Source organism: Chitinophaga flava (assembly GCF_003308995.1).
Lineage (GTDB): Bacteria > Bacteroidota > Bacteroidia > Chitinophagales > Chitinophagaceae > Chitinophaga > Chitinophaga flava.
The window spans coordinates 2,304,647-2,322,378 of the sequence record NZ_QFFJ01000002.1 but is presented as its reverse complement, the minus strand read 5'-3'; the positions used below and the strand labels follow the sequence as shown (position 1 = coordinate 2,322,378).

1 protein-coding gene is annotated in these 17,732 nt (G+C 43.9%); it reads right to left on the bottom strand.

The genetic code is table 11. The features are described from left to right. Nucleotides 1-6: 6 nt before the first annotated feature. Complete coding sequence (locus DF182_RS25550) at nt 7-16,905, bottom strand: SDR family NAD(P)-dependent oxidoreductase (protein ID WP_161964264.1); 16,899 nt, start codon at nt 16,903-16,905, stop codon at nt 7-9. Nucleotides 16,906-17,732: the final 827 nt, after the last annotated feature.

Genomic DNA, 17,732 nt, shown 5'->3' with positions numbered 1-17,732 from the left:
ATATTTTTATTCATATTTATGTAAGAGAGGGTGCAGGATTTCCTCTTCCTGGAAATGCAATAGCGGATGTAATGTGTGACGCTCACTTTGCATTATTTGTCTTTCATCAGCAGGAGGTGCCCAACATCTTTCTTTGGCAAACGGATAGGTGGGTAAACTGATCTTTTCCGGTTTACCTTCTTCATAAAGTAAAGCCCATTCGATACGCTCACCATTTATCCATAGCTGCGCCAGTGGCTCTATTACTTTATCCTTTATCATCTTTTCTATATAAGTCTTGTTGTCACTTTCGTCCAATAACTGACCATGTTTATCCTTTCTGATATTCCCCGTGAGTATATCCTTATTTTTTCCGGATAAATAACTGGTCAGTTTATCCAACAGTATTTCTATATCTCCTGCTATAAATGCCAGGCGTTCTTCCATAGCCTCCCTTCCTGTTTGCAGTGTATAGGCAATATCATGCAGATTTGTACCGGGGTGGGTTGTTATATAATCTTTCAGATTCCGGGCCTGTTCTTTCAGCCGGTCTGTATCCTGCGCAGACAATAAAATAACTACTGGCAGTGCATCGGTATATGCCGCTTTGGGGCTACGGTATTCTTCAATAATAATATGGGCATTACTTCCCCCTGCGCCAAAGCTACTGATACCGGCTAATCTGGGGCGATTGTCCACAGTAGTCCATGCCGCCAGTTCCCGCTGCACTTTAAATGGCGTATCTGCAAAATTGATATACGGGTTAAGCCTGGCCGCATGTAATGAGGGCACCAGTTGCTGATGTTTTAGTTGCAGCAATACCTTGGTGAGTCCTGATATACCGGCTGCAGATTCGCAATGACCTATGTTCGATTTTACAGAACCGATACTGCAATATTGTTTATCCTCTGCCTCAAATGCCTGGGTTAACCCTGCTATTTCTATTGGATCGCCTAAGCTGGTACCGGTGCCATGAGCCTCTATATAACTAAAGTCTGCTGCTTTTACACCCGCTTTTCCAATAGCATCCTTTATGACGGCTGCCTGTGCTTTAGGATTGGGCACTGTATATCCGCCAGTACTACCACCATGATTAATGGCGGTACCTTTGATAACACCATAGATACGATCTCCATCTGCTATTGCTTTGCTCAATGATTTCAGCAATACTGCACCCACACCTTCACCAGGAACATAACCATCGCCCCCTTCACCAAAACTTTCACATTTCCCTTTATCTGATACAAATCCTGTCTGACTAAGTAGCAGGTATTTATTGGGGTGTACACTCACATTTACACCACCTGCTATGGCCAGGTCTGTTTCTCCGGTTTGAATATCCTTGCATGCCAGATGTATGGCCGTTAATGAAGAAGAGCACATAGTGTCTACCGTCATACAGGGACCATGGAGGTTGAAGAAATAAGATATCCGGTTGGCAATACTGGCGGGGCTGCCCCATAATGCCATGGGATTGCCTTTCATGGTTTGTTCGGCGCCAAACAGCTGATACTCTTCATACATCACGCCGGCATATACACCCACTCTGCCACCTAATCCGGATTTGCTGCCGCGTGTTCCTTGCAACATTTCCCTTGTATAACCCGCATCTTCTATCGTTTCCCAGACAGTTTGTAAAAACAGTCGCTCCTGTGGGTCCATCAATTCTGCTTCTCTTGGAGAGATATTAAAAAACAAAGGATCAAACTGATCTATGCCATCTATAAAACCACCCCATTTACTATAACTTCTACCTTCTTTTCCTTTTTCTTTATGATAAAAATTATCAATATTCCATCTGTCTCCAGGTATCTCTGTGATACAGTCTTTTCCTGCTTTCAGATTTTCCCAGAACTCATGGATATTATTTGCACCAGGATATCTGCCACCCAACCCTATGATCGCAATATCTTCTGCCACCGGCAAAACTGCTGACGCTGTTGGCGCGGTAACAAAACGCTGCTGATGCTGTTGTACCGGACTACTCTCCGGCAAACCCGGCATGTTTACCTGCTCCGGATGGTTAGTTAATTCCCTGAGCTTATGACTGTGTTTTTCTATAAAGTAGGTGGCTAATTCACCAAAGGTTGGATATTCAAAAAACAGGGTTTTAGGCAGCCTGCCAAACACTTCTTCCAAACTATTTGTCAGCCTGATTATCAGTACCGAATCAACACCATATTTTCCAAAAGGAGTATCTGGCTCAAATTTATCTTCAGGTAACTTTAAATCCCGGGCCAGTAATTTTCGTATATAGTTCACCGATGCCTTCCGTAATACATCCTTTCCGTTTTCACTTAATATGAATAATGGTGACGTATCTCTTTCTTCCGTCCCTGCAGGGTTAAATAGATTTCCCATTGCACTATCCTTTCCATAAACAACAATACCCTGTTCTGATTCGCCGGCCAGTAATGTTTCAAAAGCACCGATACCAGCATCAGTGGGCAATGGCAGCATCCCCCATTGTTGTTCAAGATATGCTTCACTTTCCGCTGTAATCTGCATACCACCTGCGCTCCACAAGGGCCAGTTAATACTTAATGTTTTACCATATCGTTTTCCTTTTATCTGTTCTTCCCGGCGATAATGAGCATAGTTGTCCAGCCACGCATTGGCAGACGCATAATCGGCCTGACCAACATTGCCTAGCACTCCTGCCACAGAAGAAAAGAATACCATAAAATCAATGGGATCATGCATTGTAGCCTCATCCAGATATTTAGCGCCCGCTATTTTGGGTAACAGCACCGCCCTCGCCTCCTCTTCCGTTTTATTGATGATAAAGCTATCACGGATGACACCGGCACTATGAATAATGCCATCCAGCTTTGCATAACGCGTTTTAATGGTGGCTATCAGATTGGTCACTTCCGCAGCATTACTTACATCACACTGAATGTACATCACATTGGGTATTGCGGCTAGTGTTTCTTCTTTTTCCTTCGTTAATGCACTTCTTCCGGTGAGAATCAAATGCGTATCGGGCGTTTGGCTGATATACCGGGCAAAGATCAGCCCTAATCCGCCAGCACCGCCGGTTATCAGATATACGCCTCCTTCTTTAACAGGAAGATGCTCCTTAGTATCCGGTGCAATGATCGCCTGCGTTATTTTTATAGCCCTTTTCCCTTCATAATAGCGGACCTCAGCATCAATGGTATGCTGTTCCGCTTTTAATATATTGGTGAGCGTTTCCAGCGCTTGTATATCCAGCTGGTCTACGCTTACTATTTTTCCGGTTACTGCTGGATTTTCCTGTGTGGCTGTTTTAAATAATCCGGATACAAAACCATAATCGGGGTAATCTGCATGACTGCAAACGACTATGATATGAGCAGGCTGTTTTGCAAGCAGTTTTGCCTTCACCACCTGCAGCATATGCATAAAATAAGACACCGTTGTATGCTCCGGCAATATGCCTACTTCCAATGCCAGTTCTTCCTTCAGTTTATCAGCCAGCACTGTTGTGCCACCGGCCAACAATATCATCGGAGCTACTGTAGCACCTTGTTGGGGCTGGGAGGTCAAAGCTGAAGGTTGCCAGGTGCTGTTGTATAAATGTGTGCTTACCTTATCTGCTCCCGTATCTGTTTTTAACCCATCCGGTGGAAGCATTGCCAATGCTGAAAAACGAAGTAATACTTCACCAGCTTCATTTAACAGATCGATATCATAAGTACTTACTTTATTACCTGCTTTATGATGTTTACTATTTCTGGCATAACACCAGATACCAGCTGGCAGCTCCTGATAAATATTTACTTCCTCTACACTGAAAGGCAACATCAGGCTTTGATCCTCTTTGACAAAACTTAATCCTGCACAAGTCTGCAGAGCACTATCCAACATACCGGGGTTAAGTACAAAATCATTTTGTTCCTGTAAAACAATTTTAGACAATGCCTCGGTTTCACTGTAACGAAGTTCTTCAATCCCCTGAAAGCTCGTGCCATAATGTAATCCTCTTGCTTTGAACAAGTGATAACACTCTTCCGGTTTCCTTACATAAGGTAATCTTTGCCGGATAGCATTCAGGTCCACCTTTTCCGGCGCCTGTTGTGGTTGTGTACTTAATTTCCCCTGACTGTGAATTTGTGTTCCGGCAGCTGTTTGCCTGTAAATTTCATAAGCTACTGCTGTTCCTTCCGGATACAGTCTGATCTGTACTTTTTCAGGTGTACCATTTACCTGTATCGGGCTTAGCCAACTAACATCTTTTAGCTGTGTAATTTTCTCTTCTATTGATTGTACACCTGCTTCTCTGGCCATTTCCAGGTAAGCTACCCCCGGCAACACTTTTTCTTCCCGGACTTTATGATCTGTCAGAAATAATTCTTTACCGGTGTAGATGCTCGTAAACTGCTGTGCTTTCAGGTTAGAGCTATTACGATGCAGCAGCGGGTGTAGTTTGCTGCTATTGTTGATTATATCCTGTTTTCCCCTTCCTGGTATCCAATATCTTTCCGCCGCAAACGGGTAAGTGGGCAAACTGATTTTATCAGGCTGATATCCGTCGTAAAGTAAAGTCCAGTCGATATTGCTTCCTTTTACCCATAGTTGTGCAATGGACCTGCTCTCCTTATCCTTCAGCGCACTTTCTATGTACGCCTTTCCTGCATTACCTTCCAGTGAAAAAACTGATTTATCCTTTTTGATATTACCAGTAAATATATCACTGGTTTTTCCAGCGAGATAGTTGTTCAGTTTCTCCAGCAATGCTTCCTTATCATTTACTACCAATGCCAGACGTTCTTCCATAGCTTCCCGTCCTATCTGCAATGTGTAGGCAATATCATAAAGATTTGCATCCGGGTGGGCCGCCAGAAAATGTTTCAGGTTTACCACCTGCTCTTTCACGCGGACGGTATCCATGGCCGACAGTATAATAATTGCCGGTTCGGGGCTGGTATAGACTATTTTAGGCTGTGCAGTATATTCCTGAATAATGATGTGTGCATTACTGCCACCCGCTCCAAAACTGCTGACACCGGCCAATCTGGGGCGATTTTCAGTCGTCGTCCATACTTCCAGTACCTGCTGCACTCTAAACGGTGTGACCGTAAAATCTATATTCGGATTGAGAGTAGCAGCATGCAGGGAAGGCACCAACTGCTGATGTTTTAGTTGTAGTAATACTTTAGTGATCCCCGAAATACCAGCAGCTGATTCACAATGACCAATATTGGATTTCACAGAGCCGATGCTGCAATATTGCCTGCTATCGGCTTCAAAAGCTTTGGTCAAACCTGTTATTTCTATAGGATCGCCTAAGCTGGTACCGGTACCATGTGCTTCTATATAACTGAAATCTGTGGCCTTTATTCCTGCTTTTCTGATAGCCTCCCGGATAACTGCCGATTGTGCATTAGGATTGGGTACTGTATATCCATTGGTTTTCCCACCATGATTAACAGCAGTACCTTTAATAACACCGTAAATATGATCTCCATCGGCTACCGCTTTACTTAATGGCTTCAGTAGTACGGCCCCTACTCCCTCCCCTGGCACATATCCTTCACCTCCTTCTCCAAAACTCTCACATCTCCCTTTGCCAGACAGGAATCGTCCCTGACTGAGCATCAGGTATTTATTGGGATGCACACTCACATTCACGCCACCGGCTACAGCCAGATCACAATTACCGTTCTGAATACTTTCACAGGCCAGATGTATAGCTGTTAAAGAAGAAGAACACATCGTATCCACCGCCATGCTTGGCCCGTGAAAATTGAAGAAAGAAGATACTCTGTTGGCGATAGTGGCGGTAGTGCCCCATAGTGCCATGGGATTTCCTTTCAAGCTTTCTTCCACACCAAACAACTGGTATTCGTCATACATTACGCCTGCATACACACCTACCTTTCCAGCCAGTTCAATTTTGCTACTGCCTGGACCTTGCAGCATCTCCCTGGTATACCCGGCATCCTCTATCGTTTCCCAAACCGTTTGTAAAAACAATCGTTCCTGCGGGTCCATCAACTCGGCTTCTCTTGGAGAAATATTAAAAAACAATGGGTCAAAGCGATCTATCCCTTCTATAAAACCACCCCATTTGCTATAACTTCTGCCTTCCTTCCCTTTTTCTTCGCTGTAAAAATCACTTATCTCCCACCGGTCTTCCGGTATCTCAGTAATACTGTCTTTTCCTGCTTTTAAATTTTCCCAGAACTCATGGATATTTTTGGCTCCGGGATACCTGCCGCTTACTCCTATTATCGCAATGTCAGTTGTTGGTACAATTGGATTCACCAGTGTTTTAGCGGCAGCAAAACGTTGTTTGTTCCTGTTATCTGTTTTTGCTACCGGCCGCTGAACGGTGGTATCAGCTACTACGCTTGGGCTTACAGCTCCGGCCAGTGCCAGCAGTTTTTCGCCATGCGAGGTAATAAAATACTCCGCTAATTCTCCCAATGTCTGATATTCAAAAAAAAGTGTTTTGGGGAGCCTTCCAAATGTTTCCTCCAACTGTCCGTTTAGCCGGGTAATCAATACAGAATCGATTCCGTATTGCCCCAGAGGGAGGTCTGATTCCAGCTTTTCTTCTGGCAGCTTCAGTTCTTTCGACAATAAGCTCCGCAGATAGCTGGTGGCCACTTCGGCTGATTTTTCTGATCCCGCTTTATGATGTATGACTGATGGCTGTAGTATATTTTCTGCTGCAACCTCCGGTGTTAAAGTTGCTGTTGAGAGCGGACGCCTTCCAAATATAACCACTCCCTGGTCCGACCCATTTTTCAGCAGCGTTTCAAAAGCCTGAATACCTGCTGCAGTAGGCAATGGCAGCATTCCCCATTCTTTTTCAAGATATGCTTCACTCGCTTCATCTATCTGCATGCCACCTTCTTTCCACAGAGGCCAGTTGATACTTAATGTCCGGCCTTTCCGTTTTCCTTTTAGCTGTTCTTCATGACGGTAGTGCGCGTAGTTGTCCAGCCATGCATTCGCAGCGGCATAGTCGGCCTGACCAACATTACCCAATACACCGGCGATAGAGGAAAAGAACACCATAAAATCAAGCGTTTCCCCCTTGGTAGCTTCATCCAGATTTTTTGCGCCAGCAATTTTGGGTAACAGCACTGCCATCGCTTCTTCGCGGGTCTTGTTCAGGATGAAGCTGTCGCGGATGACGCCCGCACTATGGATAATGCCATCCAGCCTTGTATAACGTGTTTTAATCGTTGTAATTAATGCGGTTACATCCTCCGCATTGCTTACATCGCATTGATAATAGGCCGCATTCGGAAAGGCTGATAAGGCCGTCTGTTTTTCCGTTGTTAATACACCTCGTCCGGTGAGGATCAGTTGTGTATTGGCTGTTTGACTGATATAGCCGGCAAAGATCTGCCCTAGCCCACCTGCACCGCCGGTTATCAGATATACGCCTCCTTCTTTAATAATAAGGTTATCCGCTATACCTTCAGTGGCGCTTATAGTATGTAGTGTTCTTACGCTTCTTTTCCCTGCCTGATAACGTACTTCCGTATCAGTAGTATATTGCTCTGCTTCCAGTATGCCGGTAAGCATTTCCAGATCCTGTGTACCTAAACTGTCTACCCCTATTACTTTTCCGGTTACTTTAGGGTTTTCCTGTGCCGCGGTCTTTAACAATCCGGATACAAAACCATAATCCAGGTAATCTGCATGGCTGCAAACAACCATGATATGTGTCGCCGTTTTTTTGGCCAGTTTTTCCTTTACTATCTCCAACACATTTATAAAATAATCAACGGGCGTATTTTCCGGCATTGCCACAACCTCCTGTGCCAGGCGTTCTTTCAGTTTATCCGCAAGTTCTGCTGAACCACCCGCCAGCAATATGAGTTGGGCAGGTGCTATACTTTTTCCGGCTACTGCTGGCGATAGCTCCCAGGTAATATCATGCAAAAAAGTAGCTGCCTTTTCTGCAGGCTGTCCGGTGTTTCCTGCCCAATCAGCGGGAAGTAATACCAGCTCTGTCAAACTCAGTAATACCTCTCCTTCTTCTCCCAGAAGGACAATATCATAACTGGCAATGCCACTGTTTATGTTATTACGCTTACGCTCTTTTACATAACACCACAGAGCGGCTGGCAGCTCACGATAAATATTCACTTCACCCACACTAAATGGCAGTGCCAGACTTTGTTCTTCTTTGGCGAAACTTATTCCTGCACAGGTTTGTAATGCACTATCCAACATACCAGGATTGAGGATATAATCTTCCTGCCGGGGTAAAACAATCCTTGACAATGCTTCATCGGTACTATAATACAGCTTTTGGATACCCCGGAAACCAGCGCCATAATTTAATCCCCTGGCATTGAATAACTGGTAACATTCATCCTGTTCCTTTACGTAGAGAAGTTGCTTCCGGATGGCCTCCAGATCAATATTTCCGGGAGTTTGCAATGGTATGGTGCTTAATCTTCCTTCACTATGTAGTTTTGTTGCGGCAGCATTTTCAGTATATACTTCATAAATGATTTCTTCATCTGCAGGATAAAGATTGATATATACTTTCTGAGGCGTGTCGTTTACCTGTATGGGGCTTAGCCAACTGATATCTTTCAGTTGTGTAATTTTTTCTTTTGTTGACTGTGCACCGGCTTCCCTTGCCAGCTCCAGTAAAGCGGCAGCAGGCAATATCTTTTCTTCCCGGACTTTATGATCCGTCAAAAACGATTCTTTGCCGGTGTAAATACTTGTAAACTGCTGTTCCTTCAGGCTGGAACTGTTGCTGTGCAACAACGGATGCAGCCTGGTGCTACCGTTTATGATTGTTTGTCCTTCACTCAGCGGTATCCAGTATCTTTCTTTTGCAAACGGATAAGTAGGTAAGCTGATCCTCGCAGGCGTATGTTCTCCATAAAACAAAGTCCAGTCGATATTTACACCTCTTACCCATAACTGGGCAACGGACGCCATTTCCCTGTTAGCTATTGCATAAGTAATGTAGGCATTACCGGCGCCTCCATTAAGTAAAAAATCAACTTTATCCTTTCTGCTATTGCCTGTAAATAAGTCAGTTTTTCTTCCGGCTAAATAATCTGTCAGTTTATCTGAAAGTGTTATAATACTGTCGACGGTCAGGGCCAGGCGCTCATCCATTGCTTCCCGCCCTATCTGCAACGTATAGGCGATATCGTGAAGGTTGGCGTCGGGATGCATTGTTATATAATGCTGCAAACCGGAGGCCTGTTCCTTCAGTTGCGTTTCATTCCTGGATGATAGCACTACAATAACCGGTACATTTCCGGTGTATATTTTTTTAGCAGTTGGCTGATACTCCGCTACGATGAGGTGGGCATTGCTGCCACCGGCGCCAAAGCTGCTGATACCGGCTAATCTGGGCTGGTTATCAGTAGTGGTCCATTTTTCCAGCTGCTGTTGTACCCTGAATGGGGTATCAGCAAAATTGATATACGGATTAAGCACGGCGGAATGCAGTGAGGGCACCAGCTGTTGATGTTTTAACTGCAACAATACCTTCGTGAGCCCTGATATGCCTGCTGCTGATTCACAGTGGCCTATATTTGATTTTACAGATCCGATGCTGCAATATTGTTTACTGCGGGATTCAAATGCATGGGTCAGGCCTGCGATTTCTATTGGGTCGCCTAAACTGGTACCAGTACCATGTGCTTCTATATAACTGAAGTCAGCAGCGTTTACACCTGCTTTTCTGATCGCCTCTTTTATCAGAGCTGACTGCATTTTAGGATTGGGTACCGTATATCCGCTAACCTTTCCGCCGTGATTAACGGCAGAACCCTTGATAACGCCATAAATGTGGTCACCATCTGCCAACGCTTTACTGAATGGCTTCAACAATACAGCACCTACCCCTTCACCTGGCACATAACCATCACCACCTTCACCAAAACTTTCACATTTGCCCTTGCCGGACACAAAACCACCATGACTGAGCATCAGGTATTTACTAGGGTGTACACTCACATTCACGCCACCAGCTATTGCAAGGTCTGTTTCTCCCGTCAGAATATCCCTGCATGCCAGGTGTATAGCTGTTAATGAAGAAGAACACATCGTATCCACTGCCATACTGGGACCATGGAAATTAAAAAAGTAAGATACCCGATTGGCTATATTGGCAGTATTTCCCCATAGCCCCATAGGATTTCCCCTTAATGTTTCCTCCGCACCGAATAACTGATATTCTTCATACATCACACCTGCGTATACGCCTACCCGGTTGCCTAATCCATCTTTATTGACAGTTCCCTGTAACATCTCTCTCGTGTAGCCTGCATCTTCTATGGTTTCCCAAACCGTTTGTAAGAATAAACGTTCCTGTGGGTCCATCCGCTCAGCCTCTTTGGGAGAGATACTAAAAAACAATGGGTCAAATTGATCTATATCATCGATGAAGCCGCCCCATTTACTATAGATGCTGCCTTCCTTTCCCTTTTCTTCACTGTAAAAACTGCTGGCATCCCATCTATCTTTTGGAACAACTGTAATGCTGTCTTTTCCTGCTTTTAAGTTCTCCCAGAATTCATTGATATTTCTGGCTCCCGGGTATCTTCCACTCAATCCTATGATAGCAACATCTCCCTCAGCCGTTACCGGCATTTTGGCCTGTAACCTGCTATCTGTAAAACGTTGCCTGTACTTATCATCTGATGCAGATACAGTATTATCATGAACGGCTACCACAGGTACAGGCGTATTGGGAGCACTTAACAGATGGCCGGTCAACTTACGGAGAACGTCACTATGTTCCCGGATAAAGTATCCGATTAATTCGCCAAAATCCTGGTATTCAAAAAACAGCGTCATGGGCAGCCTGTCAAACACTTCTTCCAAACAATTAGTCAGCCGCGTTATCAATATCGAATCGATGCCATACTCTGCAAAAGCGGCATTCAGATCAAATTTATCTTCCGGTAATTTTAATTCTCTGGCCAGTAACCCGCGCAAATAACGAATCGACGCAGCTTGCAATTCCTTGTCATCACTATGCGTAAACGATGGTTGAACAATTTCCGCTGATACCACAGTCGTGCGGTCTATTGCACTGATATCCGCTTTTCTGTAGGCAACCATTCCCTGTCCTGATACATGATTAAGCAATGTTTCAAAAGCATGTATCCCTTCTGTTGTGGGCAATGGCAACATGCCCCATTGCTTTGCAAGATATTTTTCACTTTCTGCGGTTATTTGCATTCCGCCCTCTTTCCATAAAGGCCAGTTAATGCTTAAAGTCTTACCATATCTTTTTCCAGCTGCCTGCAGTGTATTACGGTAATGGGCATAATTATCCAGCCAGGCATTGGCAGACGCGTAGTCTGCTTGTCCTACATTCCCCAATACGCCTGATACAGACGAAAAGAAGACCATAAAATCAAGCGCCTCCTCCTTTGTAGCTTCATCGATATTTTTAGCGCCTGTTATTTTGGGTAACAGCACTGCTGCTGCTTCCTCTCCGGTTTTGTTGACAAGGAAGCTATCACGAATAACACCGGCACTGTGGATGACCCCATCCAGTTTCCTGTAACGGGTTTTGATGCTTTCTATTAAATCATTTACCGCTGCTCTGTTGGTGATATCACATGGATAATACACTACATTGGGTAAGGCTGATAAAGCTGTCTGTTGCTCTACAGACAAAGCCTTTCTTCCGGTGAGTATCACCTGCGTACCTGGAGTCTGACTAATGTGTGCAGCAAAAATCTGCCCGAGTCCACCAGCGCCACCGACAATCAGATATACACCACCCTCTTTGATACCAGCATGATCTTTGATACCAGCAGCGGCTGTTATAGCCTGCTGCATTTTTACTGTTCTCGTTCCTTCGTGATAACATACTTCTGTATCGGCAGTGTGTAGTTCTGCTTCCAGTATGGTTATCAGCGTATCCAGCTCCTTGATATTCAAACGTTCTACACCTATGACTTTTCCGGTTACTCTGGGATTTTCCAGTGTAGCTGTTTTTAACAATCCCGATACAAAACCATAATCCAGATAATCTGCATGGCTGCAAACAATCATTATATGCGTAGCTGTTTTGGTTGTCAGTACCTGCTTTACCTTTTCCAGTACACTCAGAAAATAGGCCTCCGTTGTTTCTCCGGATAGCAGGATAACTTCCTGTTCCAATACTTCTTTCAGTTTATCCGCCAGATCAGCTGAGCCACCTGCCAGCAATACCAGGGGTGTTGGTGTAGTGATTTGTTGCGGAATGACTGCCGGTAGTGAAGGTTGCCAGCTGATGTGATATAAATGTGTACTTTCTTTTTCGGCCGGCTGTTGGGGTTTGTAAAATCCGTCCAGGGGAAGCATTACTACTCCTATAAAACTAAGCAGTACTTGTCCGGCATCTCCTAAAATATCGATATCATAACTGGTAACTGTGCTGGTTGATTTACGGTGTTGATGCGGCCTGGCATAACACCATACAGTAGCAGGGATTTCGTGATAAATATTTACTTCCCCTACGCTAAAAGGCAATGCCAGCGTTTGTCCTTCTTCTGCAAAATGTAGTCCCAGACAAGTTTGCAGCGCACTGTCCAGCACACCCGGACTCAGCACATAATTTTTCTCTTCCGGTAAAGTTACTTTAGACAATGATGCCGTTTCGCCGTAATACAGCATTTCAATGCCCTGAAAGCTGCTACCATACTTTAATCCCTTCGCTTTAAATAATTGGTAACACGCTTCTTTTTCTCTCGTATGCAGCAATTTTTGCCGGATAGCAGCCAGATCAAAATTTTCAGGCGCCTGCTTATTTTTTGTACTTAATTTTCCCTGACTGTTTATTTTGCGTCCCTCCTGATGATGGGTGTATACTTCATAAACAGTATCGTCCTTTTCCCGGAAAAGGCTGATGAATACCTCAACGGGCTGTTCGCCTACCTGGATCGGGCTTAACCAGCGTACATCTTTCAGCTGTGTTATTTTTTCCTGCAACGATTGTTCTCCTGCTTCCCTTGCCAGTTCCAAATACGCTACTCCCGGAAACACTTTTTCATCCCGTACTTTATGATCTGCCAGGAAAAACTCTTTACCATTAAAGCTGCTGGTAAACTGTTGTTCTTTCAGCGTAGAACTATTGTGATGTAATAATGGATGTAGTTTGCTATTACTATTTAATATGGCAGCAGTGCTACTATCATCGGGTAACCAATAACGGTCCTTTGCAAAAGGATAAGTTGGGAGCCGTATTTTACCAGGTTGATGTTTTTCATAAAATAAGGTCCAGTCGATGGATCCACCGGTGCACCAGTATGTTGCGATATCCTGCAGTGCTTCAGTTGTTATTTGTCTCCTGGCTACCATCGATGCGATGTCAAACGTTTCAGTTGACCTTGCAACGGTTTTTATATTTCCTGTATAGATTTTTTGGGAAGATAGTCCACTGGCATAATCGCGTAATATGTTCACCAGTTCTTCTATATCCCGGCATACTATTGCCAACCGTTCCTCCATCTCTTCCCTGGCCATTTGCAGGGTATAACATAACTCGGATAAAGCCGGTACGTTTTCATCCAGGTACCGCAATATATTTTCAGCGTAGTGCTTTAATCGTGCTATATTTTTAGCTGACAATACAAAAAGGCAGGGACCTGTTTTTCCCGGAGCTATTCGCTGCGCCTGCGGATATGACTCCAATACCACATGACCGTTGGCGCCACCTATTCCAAAACTGCTCACACCTGCTCTCAGCGGCGCATTGGCAACAGTGGGCTGCCATGACTGCAATTTCTGCTGAATATAAAATGGACTATCTGTTAATATTATTTTGGGGTTTAGTTTTTTGTAGTTGCAGGTGGGGGGTAACAATCTGTGTTCCATTGAAAGTAATACTTTCAATATACCAGCCATACCGGAAGCAGCCTCCAGATGCCCTATATTCGTTTTAACAGAGCCTATTCCACACCAGGAAACCAACTGTTCGCCTGATGCCTGCTGAAGTGATTTAAATGCGGCTGTTAATCCAGCTATTTCTATTGGATCACCCAGACTTGTACCTGTTCCATGCGCTTCCAGATAACTAACCGTTCTGATATCTACTTTTGCATTGGTGTAAGCATCTTCCAGTAACCGGCGTTGTTTTTCCGGGTTAGGTACCGTTAATCCGCCAGACTGGCCGCCATGATTAACAGCGGTCCCTTTAATAACGCCGCGTATATCGTCGTTGTCAGCTATTGCCTGGGCAAGTGGTTTTAAAAAAAGCATGATACCTCCTTCTGCTCTTACATAACCATTTGCAGCCGCGTCAAAAGTCTGGCACCGGCCATCTTCACTCAGCATATGGGACTGATGATACGCCAGGCTCCTGGAAGGATGACACATCAAGTGGACAGCACCAACAATGGCTTGAGAACACTTACCTGTACTAATAGCAGTAATGGCTTCATTGATGGCCACTAATGAAGAAGAGCACGCAGTATCTATCAGCATGCTGGGGCCTTCAAAATCATAAAAATAGGATAACCTGTTGGCCAGTATCGCTAGTGAAGTACCGGTACCGGTCAGGGTTTCGTCTCCTTTTTGTGTCCCCAGTAAAAGTTCGTAGTCGCTACCGCTGGCGCCAATATAAACACCGGTTTTACTTCCTTTCTGTGTAGATGCTTTATACCCGGCATCTTCCAGCAGCTCCCATGTAAGCTCCAGCAAAAGCCTTTGCTGTGGGTCCATCAGTTCCGCTTCACGCGGAGATATCCTAAAAAAAGAAGCATCAAATTTATCGATATCAGGTAAATAGCCTCCCCGGTCAATGCCTTTGTGGGTGGTATTCAGATTCACCCATTCCGGCCAGGTCCATCTCCCTTCAGGGAATGTTGTTATAGCAGAACGACCTTCAATCAGTATATTCCAGAGTGCTTCTTTAGTACTCGCGCCCGGAACACGAAATGCGGTGCCGACGATAGCAATATCACCAGGAGCGGATATGGTTTCAGCAAATTTCTCCTGCGGTTCACGATGATTAGGAACATCCTCCTCATCCGCTACCACAGCAGATGTAATCGCCAGCATGTCCACTACTTTTTCGGCTACCTGGCCTATTGTATTATATTCAAAGAAAAATGAACCGGGTACCGCTATATTGTAGTTGTTATCTAAAAATAATCCCAGTCCCATTAAATCGCCGGAATCCAGCCCCATCTCCATCAATGGCTGCTCCATGTCTATATGTGCTGCCTCCGGTAATACCCCTGCAATATGCTGTTGTATTGCTGCACTGATCTCCTGCAAACTTAATCCGGATTTTTCCACTGCCTGCCGCCCATTGCCGGTAAACCGCTGCCGTTTACGAACATCATAGTGTACAAGTATTCCATTACTCAGGTTCTCCTTGTCCATAGCACGATATCCGCTTACAATACCGCCCAACTGCGCACCATGTACCTGATGAAACCTGATGATAGGATCTGCATAATAGCCATGTTCATCTGTTTGTCTGATATAGGCTGCATAGTCGTCCTGTGTGTTCCCTTTAAAATCCCGGCTTCTTGTAATGGCGCATACTTTCGTTACATCATTCATCAGTGCAACATACTGGTGAATAAACTCCAGCAGCTCATCGCCCAATCCCCGGCTCTGGCATTCAGGAAAAATATTGATGGATAACAGTTGTACAATTGCACCGTCAGGATGATGTAATGCTCCCACTGTATCTACACTGGTAGTATAAAGCGCTGTTTCGTCTGTTATACGTTGTGTATAAATAACTCCCAGCACATTGCCATTTTCTTCAATGACGAATTGTCCTTCCGGATATGTTTTTAATCTTCTTACTATTTCTTTTTTTGGCAAACGTATATCTGCCGCCCAGCATACAGTTTCCAATTGCATCAAAACAGGCAGGTCGTTGCGACTGGCATAACGAACCTGATAATTCCTTTGCTGATAATGCCCGAAAGACAAGCGTGTAAATGATAGCGAGTCAGGATATTTTACCAGCGGCCTGTTGGCAAACAAACCCACATTGGCCGCCTCTAACATACACGATGCTGCGCCCGGTCTGTTGGCTACATGTAAAACATCCAGCACATCAAAACACTCAGGCTCCAGGCAATAGCCTGTTAGTAACACCAATCCATGCTTCCCTGTCAATGCAGCCCAGTTTTTCCAGTAACGATCTGTGGGAACAATAGATATAAATGGCGTTTGCGAAGTTATATGCTCTTCTGATCCGGATATATATTTATCCTCACTGATAATAGTAGTCGAAGGACGACCAGTGAAATCGGGCAGCAGTCCGGTATATAATATATCATCTGCTGCTATCCCCTTTTCCGTCAGTATTTTCGCGATTTTTCCCGGTGCTGACAGGTCACCTTGTATGAGCAACATTGGATAGTCAGCAAGATTCTCCCTTGCTAAATCCAATGTTCGTTTATCCTGATCAATTCCGATTAAAGTTAGCGGATGGCTCTCCAGATGTTTGCCCCTTCGCGTTCCGGAAACTATTTTTTCGTATATACGCTTTAAGTTAATTCCTTCTCCACAGCCCATTTCAGCAATATATTTGGGCTGGCGATCTATATGCTGATGATCAAATAACTGTACAATTTTATCCTCTGCTTCTTCCTGTAGTTGATAAGCCGCTGTGAGCAAAAAATTCGGAAAAACGAGTGTTTCAACATATATCGATTTAGCAACCAGTGCTGCACCTGTATCTGTAAAAATAAATGTATTACCTTCTTTAATTATCCATTCCCGCTGCAAAAAAATATTTATCAGCGGCGCTTGTATACGTTGATGAAATAAACCACTGTCAAAATATTTCCCATTGGATTGCAGGTGCTTGTTTAAACGCAAGAGCACAGGCACAATAAGGATACCATCTAACATTGCATCAAAAGAAAACACAGTTATATCAAGAGTGGACGAAACTTTTTCCAGCATCCGGACAAACAGATCAACCTGTTTTTCATCTGCCTCAGGACTGATGGAATCAGCCTCCATAATAGCCATAGAACTGGCTATCATTTGTTTCACATGAGGTGAAACATTCAATTGACAGTCTCCATTATCCTGCTTTTTAAGCCATCCAACAGATGATAAAAAACGACTAGACGCTTCCCGATAGGCGGCATTCACTCTCGCACTTTCCAACAACCCATCTCTCGAAAACACACTATCTAATAATAAGTTAGGAGTCCATACCAATTTAATATAATGAACCATAGGCATGGCAATACAGCCATGGCACCATGCATTTACAGGCACTACCAAAATAGTATAGTTTTAGTTATTTCACATTTACCGAACCTGCATTTTGCAATACAAGGTCGTCAACACCAGCTGTTTGCCGATATTGCATAAGATCGCGTTTTCCGCTGTCAGCCAGCTCATGCCGAGGGAGACTTTCGGGTAACAATTACACGCTTTGGTTTCAACAAGACATACTATACCCTTGACTAGTATAGTAATAAAATGCATTGGATATATACATTGAAATAATAGGGTTTAAAGAATAACAATCTATTCAGGGTAAATTAATAGACTATTTTTTCTAACGGTTATTTTGAAATTACAGGATTAATCAAATAGTGACAACATGGATAACGGATTACTATTTATAAATCACTTCTTCTTACAGGTTGAAGCTCACGATAAATTATAATGCTGTGCAAGTTAATAATTAGAATTTAAATAAAAGAATATTTTCAAAACAAAAAATTGTTAATACTAACATTTTTAAATGTTGGCTTTCCAAACATTTAAAAATGAAAATATTCAATGGCACATATTTACTAATTTTATAACGGTATATTTTTTAATTATTAAATTATCCACAA